The organism is Burkholderia sp. AU15512 (assembly GCF_002223325.1).
GTDB lineage: Bacteria > Pseudomonadota > Gammaproteobacteria > Burkholderiales > Burkholderiaceae > Burkholderia.
Window position 1 is genome coordinate 351,122 of sequence record NZ_NKEX01000008.1, and the last position, 19,165, is coordinate 370,286.

The window sequence follows — 19,165 nt, forward strand, 5'->3', positions numbered from 1 at the left end:
GAATGCGAAATTATGGGTTCGAAGCGATCGAGATGGGAGACGCTGGAGGACATCATGGGGTGATCGGCATCGTCCATCCCGCCACGACATCGGGGTGATCGATCACGCATATCCGGAGGCGGCATGCATGGAGCGATTCACGTGGTTTCCAGGGGGACGGCATATCCATACCAATGTTGATCAAATGACCAAGTCATGTGGCCGATGAAATTAGCATGGTGTTCATCGACGGTCGATCGTGGTTAACCCGTCGCTTTCCGAACCGTCCGTCATTGAAAGAGGTGCGGTCGATTCGACGCAGTCATGCGGTGTGTGATCAATCCCTGGTTCCGGTCGGAACTCGACCGGAACCAGGGTGAAGGACGCAAGGAAAACAGGGCACGGGCCGGGATCGAAGCACGTGTCGCATCCGTTCCGGAAAGCGGTGGCGGGGCAGCTCAGATGTCTGAAGCAACCGGACGTGGCAGGATCACGTCACCGTCATGCAAACACGTCGGCAACATATCTGCCATGCTCCCGCTCCATCGTGTCGATCCACGCGCTGGCGATTTCATCGTTCGCTCCCGTTGCCTCCTGATAAATGCGGGCAAGCGTGGCGCGTACGGCAGGCGCCATATTCTTTCCATCCCCGCAGACGAAGACGGTGGCGCCTTGCGCAAACAGTGCGGCGATCTTCTCGCGCTCCAGCCAGACTTTGTCCTGAACGAACCGGGCACCTTCCTCCGGTCGGTTCGAGTAAGCCGGCATCACTTCGACCACACCGCATCGAGCCCATTCGTCGAGTTCGTCGCGATAAAGAAAGTCGACGTCGGGGTCATCGATGCCGAAGAAGAGCAACGACTTGCCGACGTTTTCCCCCTGCTGCTTCTGTAGTGCACGCTCTTGCAGGAAGCCGCGGAATGGGGCGATACCGGAACCGGCACAGATCAGGATCATCGGAAGGCCGGTCTCGGCGGGCGGCCGAAAGTGTGCATTCGATGGCCTGACTGCAACGGACAGGCTGTCCCCGGTGTCGAGTCGCGCGAGAAACGACGACGCCACCCCTTCATGGCGACCATGGCCGGAGAGCGCCGGTGCATCGACCACGGCTACCGTCAGCGTGACATGGTCTGCTTTCCAAAGCGGGGAAGACGAGATCGAATACTGGCGTGCTTTCAGCGCGGGCAGCATATCGAGGAACTTTTCGAGCGACAGATCGACGGATCCGAAGCGTTCGAGCAGATCCATGACGGTGGTCCGTTTCCCCAGGATCTCGCCTTCGAAATCGTCGGCGCTCAGGCGCTCGAGCTCGACCTTCTCGGGAGGACAACGCGTGGCGGCGGCCAGGGTGGATACTTGTGATCGCGTAGCAGGAACGGCGAGTTCGACGTAGCTCGAGAACAGGTCACCGCAGCTGATTGGCTGGCCGAGCGGAAGGCGCGGATTACTTGACGTTCCTTCGATCACCACCTGCGTGTCCCAGCTCACGCGAAACCGGCGCAAGACGCGATCGACGTTGTTTTTCGAGTTGCGCGGCAGAACGGCCAGGTAATCTCCCGATTGATAAGTCATCGCTTCCGGCAGTTTCAGTTCGATATGCTTTTTGGAGCGGCTGCCGGCCACGCTGATATCGACCAGTTCCCTGTTGTCGACGATGGACGCATGCGCCATGTCACCGAAATTCAACAATTTTTCGCGGGTATTCTCGGCGAAACTGACTTTCAGTGCGGTATCGACATGTTGCACGGTCGAGATTTCCTTCCCGGCGCTGATGGCAAAGCGACTCCACATTTCGGTGTACCAACGGTCGAATTCACCAAAGAAGTCGCCGCCGGAATCGAGTTCGCCCCTGAAGTGCACTCTCGTGGCGCCGGCCTTCTCGAGCGCTTCATCGACTCGCTTGGGAATCGCCTGGTAGGTCCGTGCCCATTGCTTGTTGCCGCACCCGAGCACCGAAAAATGGACACCGTCCAGCGCGCCTTCGCCGAGTGCTTCGACATACGGGACGAATGATCTGGCGTTGTCCGGCGGTTGTCCTTCGTAGGAAGCGGTGACGATCACGATGGCAGGATATCCGTCGAGTTTTCCCGTGAAATCGTCGAGGGGCGCGCACGTCGCGTGAAATCCGTGACGACTCGCGTCCCCTGCAATGCGTCTTGCAAAGGATTCGGCGGAGCCCGTATTTCCCCCGAAGAGGACGAGCATGGTCGACACGTCTTCGCCGGAAGGAGCCGACTGAACCGGAGCGACACTCGGGCTTTGAGCGCTCGAGCGGGCGCGAACGGCCGTATCGGGCACTTTGAGCGCACCCCGGGCCCGCGGTTTCACGTTGATCCGTAAGCCGGTCGGCTTCAGCGTAAGCGTTTCGGCGACCTCCAGCTCGTAGTCCGGATCGGCGAACGAGAAATCGAATCGCTGAAGCAGCATGATCAGGACGAGATGCGCTTCCTGCATTGCAAAAGGGCGACCGATACAGGCACGGGCACCATTGCCGAAGGGCTTCCATGAATTGGGCGGGAGTTGCTCCGCATTCTCCGGGGCAAATCGCTCCGGGCGGAACGCCTCGACGTCCTCGCCCCAGACGCTCACATCCCGATGCAACATGGGCGTCAGGATCATGATGATGTCGTCGGGAGAAACGGCATATTTCCCGCCGAACGTGGTGTCGGCGAGCGGCGACACGGCGAATGCCGGCGCGGTCGGCCAGATTCGCAACGTCTCCATGAGGATGTGTTCGATGTAACGCAGTCGTGCGAGATGCTCGATCCGCGGCGTCTCGCTGCCCACCACCTCGTCGACCATGTCCCGTGCCTTTTGCAGGATGTCCGGGTTCTTGAGGAGGAAATAGGTGGCAAAGGACAGGAGCCCGCTGGTCGTTTCATGTCCGGCGATGAGAAAGGTAATCATCTGGAAGACGATGTTCTCGTCATCGAGTTTTTCTCCCGTCACCGGATCGACGCCGTTCAGCATTCGGTCGAGCAGGTCCATCGACTCTTCGTTGACGTGCGGGTTTTTCCGCCGGTCTTCGATCATTTTGGTCGCGAGCGATCGCATGACTTCGATGTCCGCGTCGAACTTTCGACTGCGATTGACCATCAGCTTCGACACCAGTTTGGGTCGCAACTCGCGCTTTCCGGCCTCGCTGAGGGTGTTGACCATGGCATCGACAAACGGGTGCTGATCTTCACGGTAGAAGCTGTTGAAACGACAATCGAACGCACACAGGGCAATCGTATCGAGCGTCAGTCGCGTCATGTGATCGGACACATCGACCGGCGTCTCCGGGCCGAATCGCTCCCAATGGAGAAACATTTGATCGGCAATGTCGACCATCTTGTCGAACATCGACCAGATACTGAGCGGGCCGAACGCCTGCATCAGCACACGATGCGCCTTGGCCCAGTTCGGTTCGTCACCGAATGCCGTAAATAACCCGTCGCCGATCGCCGGTCTGAGTTCGAGTAGCGACTGGTGCACGCACTTCTGAAATCGGCTTTCATCGCACACTTCATTCACGAGTGTTTGGCCGCTGACAACGTAGTAACCTTGGCCGAACACCTCGAACCAATAGACCGGCCCGTAAGTGCGCGCGAGATCCATCATCTTGGCAAGTGGAGACGGCCCGAGGACCTCCATCAGATGACCGATGACGGGTTTCAGGGGCGGCTGGGGGACGAGGGATGAGGATTTCATTTCAATAGCCTTTCAGAGGTATGTCGATGCATCACATCTCAATCTATTGAACGAATGTAAAATAGACAAAACCACGTGTCCAGAGCTTTTTATGCCACCTGATGTAAGCCCTAATACCGCCGATCCTCGCTTTCAACGGAGTTACGACGCGCTCGTTCGCGCGATGACCGAACTGCTCGACGACGCGCCGCTGAACACGCTCAGCATTGCTCAACTGGTGCAGCGCGCGGGCGTCGCGCGTCCCACGTTCTATCAGCACTTTCCCGACCTTCAATCGGCCGCCCAGCGGGCGGCGATGGTGAGGCTCGACCACGCGTTTGCATTCGTCGAGGAGCAAGGCAAGCTGATTAACCCGCCGAATACCACGTTCATCCGGTCAATGGAGGTGGAAACCGCGCTGATTCTCGAGCATCTGCATGCGCATCAGTCGTTCTATCTGACCGTATTCAACGACGCGGCAACATCGGCGTTTTTCGATGAACTGGTGACCTTCGTTTCCGGCCGGCTCCTTCCGCCCTATGAAGGCGTCCGGACGCAAGCAGAGCAGGATTGCCTGACGGTGCTAGGCGGGGGATTGGTCTGGACGGCGGTGCACTGGCTTCGCCAGGGCGCCATGCGCGAAACGCCGGAGGCCATGGCGAAGCGCATGGCCCGCACCGCGGCGACGATCCTCGACGCGTTCGGGCTGACGCTCGGGTTCGCTCAGGCGGATTCGGAGTAGCGAGAGAGGGCGCACGGGAGGCGGGCGGGTTGATCGACATGCGCCGCCCGTGTGCCGAAGCGACTCGGATCGAACGCGTTGCGCAGGAATGGCATCTTCGGTCGTGTCACCAACCGGCAGTTATTGGCCGATACCGATGATCGCGAGGCTCAGTTGGTGTGATCTTCGCTTTGAAAAGCAGTTTGCATTGCTTATTGTGCGTGCGTTAGCTGCGACGACTCATTGCACTGCTTCCACATGCTCCGCAAATGGAATGCGGTGGGGAATGCTGGCGCAGCGTGCCGAGGCGTCGGCGCGCTTCCGCCAGTGGTCACCGATTACCGCTTCATCGCCTCCGCCTTTTCGTGCCCACGTCGCGCTCACATCGGCTGATGAAATCGCCCGCGAGCGGCCGGATCGGGAAGCCATGCCCATATTGACTCGCGGCGCGGGCGCCGGCAAAAGCTGGATGAAATGTGACGTCCGTAGTGTTCCGTGGGGAGGGCGGCGGAATCCGTTGACGCTCCGACTGGCAAGGGCCTTCGAATGGGTGAGCGGTTGATGTTTGCCGAGCACCTGTTCGCGCCGAGATTTTCAGTGCTCGCCGGGTGGCACGGCGAATCCGGACTTTGGTTGGCCAATTGAATCGACTGGGACACGAGCGTTGTTTGACTATGGATGCGAATCACACCGAGCGTCTGATGTGCATTGATGGACGGAACCTTACCCCTGCGGCACGATCGTCCGTTCAGACTCAGGCTCCGCACAACGCGTGGCACCGGCTATCGGCGCTCCGGGGGGGGCACCGGTCTCTGCGACGCCGGGCTCGATGGCAACTTTAATTCTCGTCGGACAATCCCTTGATTCACAAGGGTCTCGCGTTTCTTGGTCGGCTGAGACCGGCGCAGTGACATTTTTCCTTCGCAAGCGGCGACGACTTTATTTTGGTCTACGCACGATGTGCCGCGTTCCGTGTTCATCGTCATGCGCCGCTCAGCCGTCGCGCTCGATCGCCGCGCCGCCGACAGCCTTGTGCAGCGCGACAACCGCGAGGCTTTGCTTCTCGATCGCCTCGACCGAGGCCAGGTCGGCCTCGCGGGTCGCCAAGCCTGCTTCAATGCGCTCGATCCGGCTTGCCATCCCGCGTTGCCAGAGCAGCGCGGCGTGAGCGTCCGTGCGCCGCGCGGCGTCGACGTGCAGTGCGAGGTCCGCCGCGCGGCGCCGCTCGGCCGCGAGCGCGTTCAGCGCGTTTTCGGTTTCCTCTATGCCTTCGAGCACGGCGTGCCGGTACGCGACGATCGCGGCAGCGAGTTCCGCTTCGCGTGCACGCACGGCCGCGCGGCGCGCGCCCCAGTCGAGCAGCGGGATCGTCACGGAGAGCGCGCCCGAGCCGACCGTGTTGCGTCCCGGCAGTGGCATGCCGACCAGATTGCCGCTGATGACGATGTTGCCGACCAGGTTCAGGCGCGGATAGAGTTCTGCGGTCGACACGCGCAGCTCGGCCGCCGCCTGCTCGACCGCACGCTCAGCGCGGCGGATGTCGGGCCGTGTGCGCAACAGGTTCGCCGGCACGGCCTGTAGCGCGATGGGCGGCACGGCGGGTTGTGCGCGTGCGGCGAGCCAGCGGTCGTCCGGTTCCGGCTCGCCGGTGAGCAGCGCAATGCGTTGCGCTGCTTGCTGCTCGACCTGATCCGATGCCGCGCGGCGGGTCGCGAGCTCGGCGGCGCTGGCGAGCGCGCGCTCGACGTCGAAATCGCTGGCGACGCCCGCCTTGCGTTTCTCGCGGGTCAGCACGATCCGTTCGCGCTGGTCGGCAACGCTCTGCGCGAGCAGCGCGCTGCGGCGCTGTGCACCGCGTAGCTCGATGTAACAGCGCACCAGCTCGGCGACAACCGTCATGCGCGCCTGCTGCCAGTCGGCCTGCGCGATACCCACACCCGCGCGCGCCGACGCGGCGGTGGCCGCGAGACGGCCGAACAGGTCGATTTCCCACGACGCATCGAAGCCCGCCTGGTAGTAGCCGCTGGCGCGGTCGGATGGCACGAACGGCGCGTCGTCGGACGGAAATGCCGTGCCGCCCGCTTCGCTGGCGTATTCGCGGGATCCGTCCGCGCCCGATATGCGCTGCTGCCGCTGCAGCTCGCCGCTCATACCGATCTGCGGCAAGCGCGACGCGTCCGCCTGCCGGGCGATCGCGCGCGCGGCCTGCAGGCGATAGCCGGCCTCGGCGAGCGTCAGGTTGCGTGACAGCACGGCGGCGACCAGCGCGTCGAGCGCCGGATCGCGGAACACGGCCCACCAGTCAGCGGGCGCAGGCGCGACCGTCGGCGCGGGCTCGCCGCGATTGCGCCAGTCGGCCGGCACAGGCTGATGCGCATCGGGCAACAGCGCCGGTTGGACGCAGCCGGAAAGCAGGCCCACACCAACCACCAGCGCGAGACCGCGCATCCACAGGCCGAGCAGCCGGCCTGGCTTCCTGTCATCCATGACGCTCATGTTCGCACTCATTCTCGGCAACGCGGCTTGACGCATCGACCCAGCCGCATAATAATAGATCGAGTAGTCAGTCTATTAAATATTCGAAGCAACGTCCAGTGCGGAGTGCATGGTGAGAAAGGTCGATCCGGAAAAAGTGGAAGCGAAGCGGCGTCAGATTCTGGACGCGGCGATCGAATGTTTTGCGCGCAACGGTTTCCATGGCACATCGACGGCGGCGATCTGCGCCGCCGCAGGCATGAGCCCCGGCAACCTGTTTCATTATTTCCCGACCAAGGCGGCGATCATCGAGGCGATCGCGCAGGAAGACCGGCAGGAGTCGGCCGAGCTGTTTGCGCGATGGGCGGGCGCTGACGACGTTGTTGCCGCGATCGAAGCACTGGCGCTCGAAAAGATGAAGGCAGCCAGCGAGCCAATCTATGCGCGCATCAGCATCGAGGTCGCGGCCGAGGCATCGCGCAATCCGGAGATTGCCGCGCTGTTCGCCGAAAACGAGGCGCATGAGAAGGGCTTGCTCGCCGCGTTGGTCAAGCGCGGCATCGCGCAGGGGCAGATCGACCCGACGCTGAAGCCGGATCTGGTCGCTACGTGGCTGATCGCGCTCGCGGAAGGCGCGGTCGGTCGGGTCGTGTTCGAGCCCGGCTTCAAGACAAAGACGCATGCACCGATGTACCTGCTGATCATCCGGAGAATGCTGCAGCCGCAATGACGCGCGCGGCCGTTCGCCGCGTGACTCCCTTCCTCTGAAGACTCCCATGATTCGGAAACAACCCGCGACGGGTGCCTTGTTGTGCTGGAAAGCCGTTGCGCGCGTGCGCTGCGGCCTCGTCACGTACATGCTGCTGATGGCGCTGGTGGGCGGCGCAGTGAGCCTGATGCCGTCGCTAGCGCATGGCGAGGTCGCGCCGCGACCCGCGCCGGCCATGCAGCGCGTTACGGTCGCGACCGCCGGGCCGGCTGTGTTCGCGCGCACGATCCGGCTGACGGGCACAGTCGTTGCGCGTGACGACATCGCGATCGGTACGCCGCTGCAGGATCAGCGCGTGACGGCCGTGCTCGTCGAGGAAGGCGATCGCGTGAAAGCCGGCCAGATCCTCGCGAGGCTCGACACCACGACGCTCGACGCGCGGGTGCGCGACGCACGCTCGGCCGTCGATCGCGCACGTGCCGCAGTCGCGCAGCAGCAGGCGCTCGATGCCGACGCGCAGGCCGTGTGGCGCCGCATCGAGCCGCTGGGCCGGTCCGGCGCGGTGAGCGACCAGCAGGTCGACCAGCAGCGCGCGCAGGTCGCGGCGGCAGCGGCAAACCTGCGCGGTGCGCGCGCGGACGAGGAACAGGCGCTCGCGCGGCTCGCCGAGGCGCGCGCGGAACGCGACAAGGCCATCGTCAGCGCGCCGACCGATGGCGTGATCGCAAGCCGCGCCGTGCGCGCCGGGGCGCTGGCCGGCGGCGAGCCGCTGTTCCGGCTGATCGCCCGCGGCGAACTTGAATTCGATGGTGACGTGGCCGAACGCGAGTTGGGCGCGATCCGCGCCGGGCAGCGCGCGACGATCGTGTTGCCGGACACGCCAGGCACCGTCGACGGCACCGTGCGTCTCATCGCACCGCGTATCGACCCGCAAACCCGGATGGGCAAGGTGCGCGTCGCACTGGGCGATGCGTCGCGTTTGCGGGCCGGCGGCTTTGCGCGCGCGGAGCTTGCGGCCGATCGTATCGAGGTGCCGGTGGCCGTGCCGCAACGCGCAGTCACGTTCGGCGCGCAGGATGCGGCATTCGTGTCGCAGGTCGACGCGGCGGGCCGCGTGACCCGCCGCGCGATCGTTGCGGGACGGCGCGACGGTGCATGGATCGAGGTGCGTAGTGGCCTCAAGGCGGGCGATCACGTCGTTGCAGTGGCGTCGGCGCTGGTGCGCGACGGCGACATCGTGCAGGCAGCCGGCAACGGCGTGGCGGGGGCGAAATGAGTCTCCGGCTGTCGTCGTGGGCGATCCGCCGCCCGATTCCGACCATCGTGCTGTTCGTCGTGCTCGCGGTGGCGGGCTGGATGGCGTTCCTCAAGCTGCCGATCAACGCTAATCCGCGCGTGGATTTTCCGATCGTCGCGGTGGCGATCGCGCAGGCGGGCACCGCGCCCGCCGATCTCGAACATGCGGTCACGCTGCCGGTCGAGCGTGCGGTGTCGGGGCTCGCGGGTGTGCGGCACATCACGTCGACGGTCGGCGACGGTCTGTCGGTCACGGCCGTCGAGTTTCAGCTCGGCGTCGATACGGCGCGCGCGTTCAACGACGTGCGCGAGGTCGTGGCGCAGAACCGCGCGAACCTGCCGCAGTCGATCGAGGAGCCGATCGTCACGCGGTTCGAAGTCGAAGGCGGCGCGATCCTCAACTATGCGCTGCGCGCGAAAGGACGCAGCGTCGTCGAGCAGTCGTGGTTCGTCGACGATACGCTCAGCCGCGAATTGCTGGCCGTACCGGGCGTGCAGCGCGTGCAGCGGCTCGGCGGCGTCGACCGCGAGATCCGCGTGCAGCTGCGCCCGGAGCGGCTCGAGGCGCTCGGCGTGACGACCGACCAGGTCAATGCGCAACTGGTGCGTACCAGTGTCGACGTGCCGGGCGGCCGCGCGGTACTGGCCGGCAGCGAGCAGTCGGTGCGCACGCTCGGCGGCGCGACGTCGGTCGACGCGCTCGCCGCAATGCCGATCGCGCTGTCCGACGGGCGCTGGGCCACGCTGTCCGACCTCGCGACGATCCGCGATGGCGCGAGCGACGCGCGCTCGCTCGCGCGGCTCGACGGCGCGGAAGTGGTCGGCTTCGCCGTGTATCGCGCGAAGGGCTCGAGCGATACGATAGTCGCGTCCGGCGTACAGGCGGCGCTCGAACGCCTGCGGCGCCAGCACCCAGACATCGAGATTCGCGAGGTGGCGTCGATGGTCGACTACACGCTCGCAAGCTACGACGCGACGATGGCGACGCTGATCGAAGGCGCGGTGCTCACGGTGCTGGTGGTGTTCTTCTTCCTGCGCAGCTGGCGCGCGACGCTGGTCGCGGCCGTCGCGCTGCCGCTGTCGATGCTGCCGACTTTCGCGGTGATGCTAGGGTTCGGCTACACGCTGAACAGCATCACGCTGCTGGCGCTGACGCTCGTGATCGGCATCCTGGTCGACGATGCGATCGTCGAGATCGAGAACATCGAGCGCCATCTGGATCTCGGCAAGCGGCCGTTTCAGGCCGCAATCGACGCGGCCGACGCGATCGGCTTCGCGGTGGTCGCGATCACCGCGACGATCGTCGCGGTATTCCTGCCGGTGAGCTTCATCGGCGGTATCGTCGGCCGGTATTTCACGCCGTTCGGCGTTACGGTGTCGGTCGCCGTGCTTGCGTCGCTGTTGGTCGCGCGGCTCGTCACTCCTTTGCTGGCCGCCTACCTGATGCAGCCGAAGCCCGCCGGCGCGCTGGGGCACGCATCGGCTGCCGGTGCGCCGCCCGGGCGCGTGCTCGGCCGCTACCTGGCGCTGCTGGACTGGGCGCTTCGGCACCGGCGCACATGCGTGTTCGCGGGCGCGGCGTTCTTCGCCGTGTCGCTCGCGATCGTGCCGCTGCTGCCGTCCGGCTTTCTGCCGACCAACGACGTCAGTCAGTCACGGATCGAGGTGACGCTGCCGCCGGGCACGCCGCTCGCGAAAACCGACGCGGTGCTGCAGCAGATCGCCGCGGAGGCGCGTCGCCGCCCCGAAGTGCTCGCCGCGTTCACGACGGCGGGCGGCGAAGATGCGTCGGGCACTACCGACGTGTCCACCGGCACGGTGATGCTGAGACTCCTGCCGGCGGGGCAGCGCGAACTCGGCCAGAAGGCGTTCGAGCAGTCGCTGCGCCCGGCGCTCGACAAGCTCGCGGACATCCGCTACGCGTTCCGCGCGGACGGCGCCGCGCGTGACGTGTCGATTATCCTCGTCGGTGCCGATCCGGCACGACTGTCGGCAGCCGCGTCGGCGCTGCAGCGCGACATGCGCAATGTGCCGGGCATCGCGAACGTGCAGGTCAACGAACCGCTGGCGCGCCCCGAGATCCAGGTGCGGCCGCGTTTCGACGAGGCGGCGCGCGCGGGCGTGACGACCCACGCGATCGGCACCGTCGCGCGCATCGCGACCGTCGGCGACATCAATGCGAATTCGGCACGCTTCAACCTGCGCGACCGGCAGGTGCCGGTGCGCGTCGCGTTGCCGGAGGCCGAGCGCGGCGACCTGAATACACTGCGGCAACTGCGCGTGGCGACCGACGGCGGAACGAGCGTACCGCTGCAGGCGGTCGCGGACGTCGATTTCGGCAGCGGGCCATCGCGGATCGAGCGTTTCGACCGCTTGCGGCGCGTGTCGGTGGATGCCGACCTGACGAACGGCATGACGCTAGGGACGGTGCTCGATGCGGTCGACGCGCTGCCGTCGATGCGCGCGCTGCCCGACGGCGTGCGCCGCGCTGAGTACGGCGACGCCGAGTACATGAGCGAGATGTTCTCCCGGTTCGGTGCGGCGATGACGTTCGGTATCCTGATGGTGCTCGCAGTGCTAACGCTGCTGTTCCGCGACTTCCTGCAGCCGCTGACGATCCTGACGGCGCTGCCGCTGTCGGTCGGCGGTGCGCTCGGCGCGCTGCTGCTGTATGGCGCCGCGATCGACCTGCCGGTAGTGATCGGCATGCTGATGCTGATGGGCATCGTCACGAAGAACTCGATCCTGATGGTCGACTTCGCGATCGAGAAGCGGCGCGAAGGCATGCCGCGCCACCAGGCGCTGCTGCAATCCGGCGCTGAGCGCGCGCGGCCGATCATCATGACGACGATCGCGATGGTGGCCGGCATGGTGCCGTCGGTGATCAGCACGGGTGCCGATGCGGGCTTTCGCGCGCCGATGGCCGTCGCGGTGATCGGCGGCCTGATTACGTCGACGCTGCTCAGTCTCGTGTTCGTGCCGGTCGCCTATACCTGCATGGACGACTTGCGGGCCTGGTTCGCCGTGCGGCTCGCGCGACTGACGTCGGTGACGGCGGATGATCGCGCGCAAGCTGACCGGCGTGGAGACTAGCGAAGCCCCCAGTTTCGAATAGGCTGCAGGGGAACATGGGCATGCGCGGCTCTGCCGCCGTCGCAGTTGCCGAATAGGTCCGACGCAGCGGAATCGATCCACGCCTGATCGAGGTGCGCTATTCGGCAACGTAGGTCTTGCCTCTCGCTCATACAGTCTGATGCCAGCTGTTCACGTAGACACGTAGCATCAGAGTGTCGCGATTTCTACACAAGAGTGTCGTTGCTCGATCGCTTACGTTGCGATTCGTATTGACCTCAGAAATTTCGAGATGCGACGATTGCCACGAAGTCTCGATCACGTAGCGGATTGACCAGCGGGTTGGTGGGACCCATGAAGCGGCTGTAGTTCAATCCGACCTGCCAGTTCGCCGGGTTCTGTATGAGGTTCACGTACAGGTTCATGGAGGTAACACCTCGCATGAACTGGGAGTTGATGGACGGCGTGTTACCGAACAGGCCATATCGGATGAATATCCCCGGATTGACCCGCCATCCAGAAATGAGTGTGCCGTCGTAAACCCAGTTGAAGTCGACGTCAATCCCGCCGGAGTATTTCGTTCCTTGTGCACTACCCGGTGAGTTGGGTGCGCCGCTCGAGGACAAGTCATTGAATTCATTTCCCCACGCGAGCCCGCCCGACGCGATAGGTGATCCACCATAGCTTTTGTGAAGCCCGGGATAACCAATGATCACCGTCTCGGTCGTCAGCGTAGCGGTTTGGGCACCGAGCAGCTTGAGGAACGCGCCGGAATTGCTTGGCTGGAACGAGTAGAGTGACGTCAGATGCCACTGGAATCGCTTCTCGTCGACCCAGCAGTTTCCACCTTGTGCGACGCATCCACTGGCCGGATTCAGGGGAACGGCATCTCGCGGACGGTACGAGAGCTCGGTGCCGATCGCCCAGTCGCCAACGGGGAAGTTGGCGCTGAGACCGATCATGTGACGGTCTTCCGGAAATCTGAAGACCGTCCCACCCGTCGAGCTCAGCGAGACTTGCTGGAACTTGTCGTGGTACGCGATCGTGTAGAAGCCGAGATTCAGGTCCGTTCCAGCGGGTTGGTAGCGAATGGAAAAGCCATACTGCCCGCCGTTTTTCGGATGGACGGTCGCAATGCCATACGTGTTGTTGCCGGGCCCTGTGATCTGATTGGACCAATAGCTGCCAACCGGGGGCAGATAATTCTGATTCCAGTTACTCTGGATGTAACCCTCGACGTTCACGCCGTGACCCACACCAGACGCGACACTCAGTATCGGTGCAGGAAGGACCGTTTCCTTGACTTGCGCGCCTGGTTGGGCAGCGCGATTCATGTCGATGGCATTTGTCGCATTGATCCCCCCGACTTCCCAGATGCTCTCGCCCCAGCTGACGACCTGATTACCCACACGGATGCGTGCAATCTGGTCGCCTACGTTGAACTGTTTGCTCACCCACAAGTCAAGCAACCGAGGTTTGAACCGGATGTTGCTCTCGGCGTCGGGCGGGAACCCGCCGCTGAGGCTGGGTGGGGGGGTATAGAAAAGGTTCTGTCCGCTGGTTGCGCCTGTCGTGCGGGTGCCGGAGTAATCGTATTGCCAGGTGCCTCGCGCCATGAACGCCAGCCCTTGGGAGGGCATCTTCAGGAGCAGCTCGTGGTTGCCCTTGAGATAGCTCGTGAACGGATCTCCCTTGCCGTAGTTGATGTTGCCTTGATCGGAGAGGCCACTCAACTGGCCGAGCTGACCGCCACCGGTCCTTGCGCCGGTGGCCTGGTTGTAGGTCGGCGATACGAGATTGGAACTTGGCGAGGCAGTTCGAATGCCGATGCCCGCCGATATCGTCGAATCGAAACTGCCTTCAACATTCCCGACCGTGAAAATGAACGCGTGCGCGCAGCTGGACCCGAGGGCGACCAGCGCCAAGATCGCCGTGCGTACGAAAGCCATGCTGGGCCGGCGCTTAAATGAGGACGTGATAGCCATCTGGTTGTCGGCTCCTGTCAACGCTCGCTCAATGCACGGAGATTACCTGCGAGCGTCCATGCGGGAATGCCGCTCGCGGTGCCGGCGACTTCGGTGCCCGACGGCGTATGAGCCGAATCCGTACCTTCCGCCAGCGCACCGGTCAAAGTCATCGAGACCGCGGAAGCAATGAGTGGCAATTTCGCTGTCGATCGGACGTGCGAAGCGGATTTCTTGAAAGCATGAGTCTTGACCACGGCTATCTCCTTGACCTTGACCTGGTAACGTGCGCCCGCCAAAAGGGTGCGCATAGACGAATGCAGATGAACGATCTGAAAGTTCAGTCTATTTATTAGCTATGCGAAATTATTAAGGGTGTGTTTTGCTTTATTTTCTTGAATCTGCTGACTCCAGGTCATCGTCATGACGTAGGAGTCCGCATTGCCGGGAACCCTGATGGCGTGCCGACAGTTTGCTAATGCATACAGCTATCGTGCGCTGGCCGGCCATGGTGATTACCTTTCGCGCACGAGGGGAAGTTGTCGTTCGGCGATGACGTCTATAAGCGACCGTGTCGAAGTTCAGTACTTTGCGAATTGCTCACCGCCTGGCTATCCGGGACAAAGTTTGACAAATGACTTGGTCAAATGACCATAAAATAGAAAGAAATCGGAAAGAGATTGGAAAATATTGTCATATCAATTCCGTGTCGATAAAGGTTAACCCTCTGTGGTATGAAGTCATCGTCTACAAGGCCGTTGACCTGCTCCCCGCGTTTAGTGCGGTGACGGTGGAGAGTCCGTTCCGGAGTGAGCGGTCTGAATCTTGATGACAGAACGCGCCGTGGGTGTTGTGCGGGCCTGCGGGCCGGGAGGGATGTCGCGCTCGCTGGTTCACGACGAATCACACCGCCGAATTGACGACGAAGCGCTGACTGGCTGGATGATGGCCATCGCCGCGCAGAAGCGCCGCTACGATAGAAGAAGCGGGAGGACCATACGATTGGTTTCTGGCGGGCCGGCCTTTGGTCGGCGGTTTCGATGCCTGAACGTGGTCGACGATTACACGTGCGAGTGTTTGGTCATCGAAGTCGATACTTCGCTACCGGGCTGACGAGTGCAGCAAGTGCTCGAGCGGCTCACGGTGATACGAGGCGTGCCCGGATCAATCACGGTCAAAAACAGGCCGGGGTTCGTTGGCAAGGTCTGGTGCACGCGCCTACGAAGCCGGTGGAGAATGCCTATGTCGAGAGCTTCAACGGGCGGTTCCGCGATGAATGCCTGAACGAGCACTGGTTCGTCTCAATGCGGCACGCCAAGCGGTTGATTCAGGAGTGGCGTAGCCGCGACGAAAGTGGCGAGAACCTGACTAGTCAGTGAGGTCATTTCACCAATCCGGATTGGTCTGTCTTGAACAAGAAGACAGCGTTTTCACGATACACGTGCAAAAATTCAGGAAGCTAGTTGAGCAAGCACGGGGCTGACCATGCAGTCAGCTGAAAAGGTGATACTGACGACGCGCGAGCTGGACAGGTTACAGGTCTTCGGCACATGCCGGACGGCAAGGCCAAACCATGGCGTGCGGCGGAACGACCGGGATTGACGCCACGGCAGACAGTACGGCTGATCATCGGGACGCGCGGGCTTGTATCGTCGCTTGGGACGTATCACGTCCGCTTTTTCGTGTTCGGACTGGAGTGAGTAGCGATTCATTTTTGGGGCCGGCCTTGGAGACCTTGCGGGCATTGGTTCACAGCGCCGGCACAATCCAAAGTTAAATGAAATGTGATCACTCCCCGCCGCGCCGCAAAATTTTGCACAATGGCGGCAGCGCGGCCGTTGCCGCGATTCCCCCCGGAGAACCCGGCCAGCCGGACCGGGCCCGAACCGATACCCGGCACCGACGTGCCGCCGCCCGCCGCCATGGACCAACCGAAACGCATCCTGATCGTCGAGGACGACGCCGATATCGCCGACGTTTTGAGCCTGCACCTGCGCGACGAGCGCTACGAGGTCGTGCACAGCGCGGACGGCGCCGAGGGGCTGCGCCTGCTCGAACAGGGCGGCTGGGATGCGCTGATCCTCGACCTGATGCTGCCGGGCGTCGACGGCCTCGAAATCTGCCGGCGCGCGCGTGCGATGACGCGCTACACGCCGATCATCATCACCAGTGCGCGTTCGAGCGAGGTGCATCGGATCCTCGGCCTCGAGCTCGGCGCCGACGACTATCTGGCCAAGCCGTTCTCGGTGCTCGAACTCGTCGCGCGCGTGAAGGCGCTGCTGCGGCGCGTCGATGCGCTGGCGCGCGATTCGCGGATCGACGCGGGCACGCTCGACGTCGCGGGGCTGGCGATCGACCCGATCGCGCGCGAGGCGAGCGTGGACGGCGCGCGCATCGACCTCACGCCGCGCGAATTCGACCTGCTGTATTTCTTCGCGCGGCACCCGGGCAAGGTGTTCTCGCGGATGGACCTGCTCAATGCCGTGTGGGGTTACCAGCACGAAGGCTACGAGCACACGGTCAACACCCACATCAACCGGCTGCGCGCGAAGATCGAGGCCGATCCGGCCGAACCCGTGCGGATCCTCACCGTGTGGGGCCGCGGCTACAAGCTCGCCGCGCCGGGCCAGCGGGACGCATGATGAAGCTCACCCTTACCCAGCGGCTGTCGCTCGTGTTCTCGGTGCTGTTGCTTGCGTGCTCGGGCGCGTCAGCGTGGTTGCAGATTCGCGCGAACGACATGCGCGAGCAGGAAGTCGTGCAGGGGCTGTCGCGCGACCTCGCCGCCAATATCGTCAACAGCGTGACCCACAGCGCGCCGCTGATGGACGCGAACGGGCTGCGCCCGGATGCGGTGCGCACGCTGTTCGGCCAGTTGATGGGCGTGAACCCGAGCGTCGAGGTCTATCTGCTCGACAACGCGGGGCGGATCAAGGGCGACGATGCGCCGCCCGGCCACGTGAAGCGCGACCGCGTCGATCTCGCGCCCGTGCAGCGCTTCATCGCGGGCGAGCCGCTGCCGATCCTCGGCGACGATCCGCGCAGCCCCGATGCGCGCAAGGTGTTCAGCGCCGCGCCGCTGCAGCTGGCGCGGCAGCCGCCGTCCGGCTACATCTACGTGGTGCTGCTCGGCGAGGCGCACGACCAGCTGGCCGCGCGTGTCGACGCAGGCAACGTGCTGCGCACGACGCTGTGGTCGATGGCGCTGGTCGCGCTGCTCGGCCTGCTCGCGGGTCTCACCGCGTTCAGCTTCATCACGCGTCCGCTGCGCCGGCTGACGGACGCGATGCGCCGCTTCGACGCGAACGGCACGCCCGACACGCAGCCGCCGGTGCCGCGCTCGCGGCCGGGCCGGCGCGGCGACGACATCGTCGTGCTCGAATCCGCGTTCGCGCAGATGGCCGACCGGATCGGCGACCAGTGGCGCGCGCTGACGCACCAGGACCAGCAGCGGCGCGAACTGATCACGAACATCTCGCACGACCTGCGCACGCCGCTCACGTCGCTGCACGGCTACCTGGAGACGCTGTCGCTGAAGTCGGACGCGCTCGCCGAGAACGAACGGCGGCGCTACCTGTCGATCGCGCTCGCGCAGAGCGCGAAGGTCGGCCGGCTCGCGCAGGCGCTGTTCGAGCTCGCGCGGCTCGAATCGGGCGGCGTGCAGGCCGAGCGCGAGCCGTTCTCGCTCGTCGATCTCGTGCAGGACGTGTTCCAGAAATTCGAGCTGACCGCGCAGGCGCGCGGCGTCGCGCTGCATGCGCGAATTCCGCCGCGGGTGCCGGTCGTGTCGGCCGATCTCGGGATGATCGAGCGCGTGCTGACCAACCTGCTCGACAACGCGCTGCGGCACACGCCCGCGCACGGCGAGGTCGAGGTCGCGCTCGAGCCGCGCGGCGACCGCGTGCTCGTGACCGTGGCCGATACCGGCGAAGGGATTCCGGCGGCGCGGCGCGAAGGGCTGTTCCAGCGGCCGCAGCGGCCGATGAGCGGCGGCGCGGTGACGAGCGGCGGGCTCGGGCTGCTGATCGTGCACCGGATGCTGGCGCTCAACGGCAGCCGTATCCGGCTGGTCGACCGGGCCGGGCGCGGGGCGGTGTTCGAGTTCGCGCTGGCGGTGGCCACCCCTGCGGCCGGCGACGGGCGCTGACCGTCTCCCACGCAATGCCAGCGTTCAACCGCCGCGCTTGCGCCGCACGTCGCTCGGCGTCATCCCTGTCCAGCGCTTGAACGCGTGGCGGAACCCCACCGCGTCGCTGAAGCCGAGCGTCGATGCGATGTCCTCGGTGCTGAGCGTGGTCGTGCTGAGATAGTCGATCGCGAGCGCCTTGCGCACGCTCGCCAGCAGTTCGCTGTACGACGTGCCTTCGGCTTCGAGCTTGCGGCGCAGCGTGCGCGACGTGATGCACAGGATCGCCGCGATCGCGTCGATGTCCGGAAACTGTCCGGGCGTGCGCGTGAGTTCCTGGTACACGCGCCGCGTGACGCCGGCCTGGCTGCGCAATTCGTCGAGCAGGCTCGCGCAATGCGACGACACCTGCGCGGCGGTGATCGGATTCGCGAGCTGCGGCGCGCGCGTGAGCCAGGCGGCCGGGTAGCTGAGCACATGATGCGGCTGGTCGAAGGCGATCGGGCATTCGAGCGCATCGGCCAGCCGCGCCGCGTGCGCCGGCTGCGGCTGCGCGAACTGCGCGCGCGCCGGCACGCACCACGCTCCCATCACGTCCTTGATGATCGTCACGTGCAGCGCGAACTGCATGTCGATCAGGAAACGGTACAGCGGCTCGTCGAGGTCGGGGAGCGCGACTTCGTGCCGGTCGGGAAACTGCCACGACACGATGTCGCCCTGTTCGACCCAGCGGATCGCGAGCATGCCGTTCGCGAGCCGGTGATACTTGACGGCGGATTCGAACGCGTGCGCGAGCGATTCCGAACACAGCATCGCGTAGCCGTACATCCCGTAGCTCGACGCGTGCAGCCGGTGGCCGACGCGCACGCCGAGATCGGTGCCGTCGTAGCGGCCGATCGCATTGCGCGCGGCCGTGAGGAACTGCAGCGGCGACGTGAGCGTGAACGGGTCCGCGACGGCGGCCGGCGTGAGGCCGGTACCGTCGAGCACCGCGGCCGGGTCGAGGCCGGCTTGCGTGGCCACGTCGAGCAGCACGGCCAGCTTGGCCGGCGTGAAGCGCTGCTGGCGCAACGCGTGGGTCGGCTCGACGTCCGGCAGGCGGGCTGCGCGGGCGGTCGTCGGGGTCAAGAGCGCACTGCGCGGCATGGGAG

The 19,165-nt window shown here is 64.5% G+C and carries 12 protein-coding genes and 1 pseudogene; 8 read left to right on the forward strand and 5 right to left on the reverse strand.

Annotation, left to right across the window (positions count from 1 at the left end):
* Positions 1-480 precede the first annotated feature (480 nt).
* Positions 481-3,672: a bifunctional cytochrome P450/NADPH--P450 reductase gene (locus CFB43_RS33845; protein WP_089498482.1), complete on the reverse strand. Its 3,192-nt coding sequence runs from the start codon at positions 3,670-3,672 to the stop codon at positions 481-483.
* Positions 3,673-3,835: 163 nt separating this feature from the next.
* Between CFB43_RS33845 and CFB43_RS33850 the strand changes: the two genes are divergently transcribed.
* Positions 3,836-4,393: a TetR/AcrR family transcriptional regulator gene (locus CFB43_RS33850; protein ID WP_256990178.1), complete on the forward strand. Its 558-nt coding sequence runs from the start codon at positions 3,836-3,838 to the stop codon at positions 4,391-4,393.
* Between the two features lie 972 nt (positions 4,394-5,365).
* Here the strand turns inward: CFB43_RS33850 and CFB43_RS33855 are convergent.
* A complete protein-coding gene (locus tag CFB43_RS33855; RefSeq protein ID WP_179254962.1) occupies positions 5,366-6,868 on the reverse strand; it encodes an efflux transporter outer membrane subunit in 1,503 nt (500 codons plus the stop codon).
* Positions 6,869-6,980: 112 nt separating this feature from the next.
* Between CFB43_RS33855 and CFB43_RS33860 the strand changes: the two genes are divergently transcribed.
* From CFB43_RS33860 to CFB43_RS33870, 3 genes are read left to right on the forward strand one after another with little or no spacing between them, the layout of a single operon-like run.
* On the forward strand, positions 6,981-7,577 hold the full coding sequence (locus CFB43_RS33860; protein ID WP_089499046.1) for a TetR/AcrR family transcriptional regulator: 597 nt from the start codon (positions 6,981-6,983) through the stop codon (positions 7,575-7,577).
* Between the two features lie 46 nt (positions 7,578-7,623).
* Positions 7,624-8,832, forward strand: a complete 1,209-nt coding sequence (locus CFB43_RS33865; RefSeq protein WP_089498485.1) for an efflux RND transporter periplasmic adaptor subunit — start codon at positions 7,624-7,626, stop codon at positions 8,830-8,832.
* Entirely contained in the window at positions 8,829-11,945 is a 3,117-nt protein-coding gene (locus CFB43_RS33870) for an efflux RND transporter permease subunit (RefSeq protein ID WP_089498486.1), read from the forward strand. The genes CFB43_RS33865 and CFB43_RS33870 overlap by 4 nt, the downstream gene beginning before the upstream one ends.
* A gap of 257 nt (positions 11,946-12,202) precedes the next feature.
* Here CFB43_RS33870 and CFB43_RS33875 read toward each other — a convergent pair whose 3' ends face one another.
* Positions 12,203-13,909: a DUF1302 domain-containing protein gene (locus tag CFB43_RS33875; RefSeq protein WP_089498487.1), complete on the reverse strand. Its 1,707-nt coding sequence runs from the start codon at positions 13,907-13,909 to the stop codon at positions 12,203-12,205.
* Positions 13,910-13,926: 17 nt separating this feature from the next.
* The gene (locus CFB43_RS38170; RefSeq protein WP_144023160.1) at positions 13,927-14,199 is read right to left on the reverse strand and encodes a hypothetical protein; all 273 of its coding nucleotides are present in this window, start codon (positions 14,197-14,199) and stop codon (positions 13,927-13,929) included.
* Between the two features lie 517 nt (positions 14,200-14,716).
* Between CFB43_RS38170 and CFB43_RS39240 the strand changes: the two genes are divergently transcribed.
* The 4 genes and pseudogenes from CFB43_RS39240 (at position 14,717) to CFB43_RS33890 (ending at position 18,035) form a co-directional block, all read left to right on the forward strand.
* On the forward strand, positions 14,717-15,001 hold the full coding sequence (locus tag CFB43_RS39240; protein ID WP_179254963.1) for a hypothetical protein: 285 nt from the start codon (positions 14,717-14,719) through the stop codon (positions 14,999-15,001).
* Positions 15,002-15,105: 104 nt separating this feature from the next.
* A pseudogene (locus tag CFB43_RS39260) lies at positions 15,106-15,228 on the forward strand (integrase core domain-containing protein); the annotation flags it as partial.
* A gap of 582 nt (positions 15,229-15,810) precedes the next feature.
* Positions 15,811-16,530, forward strand: coding sequence for a response regulator transcription factor (locus tag CFB43_RS33885; RefSeq protein ID WP_039353478.1), 720 nt, complete (start codon positions 15,811-15,813; stop codon positions 16,528-16,530).
* The gene (locus tag CFB43_RS33890) at positions 16,530-18,035 is read left to right on the forward strand and encodes a HAMP domain-containing sensor histidine kinase (RefSeq protein ID WP_089498489.1); all 1,506 of its coding nucleotides are present in this window, start codon (positions 16,530-16,532) and stop codon (positions 18,033-18,035) included. The genes CFB43_RS33885 and CFB43_RS33890 overlap by 1 nt, the downstream gene beginning before the upstream one ends.
* Before the next feature lie 24 nt (positions 18,036-18,059).
* Here the strand turns inward: CFB43_RS33890 and CFB43_RS33895 are convergent, their stop codons facing one another.
* Positions 18,060-19,160, reverse strand: coding sequence for an AraC family transcriptional regulator (locus CFB43_RS33895; protein WP_089498490.1), 1,101 nt, complete (start codon positions 19,158-19,160; stop codon positions 18,060-18,062).
* Positions 19,161-19,165 lie beyond the last annotated feature (5 nt).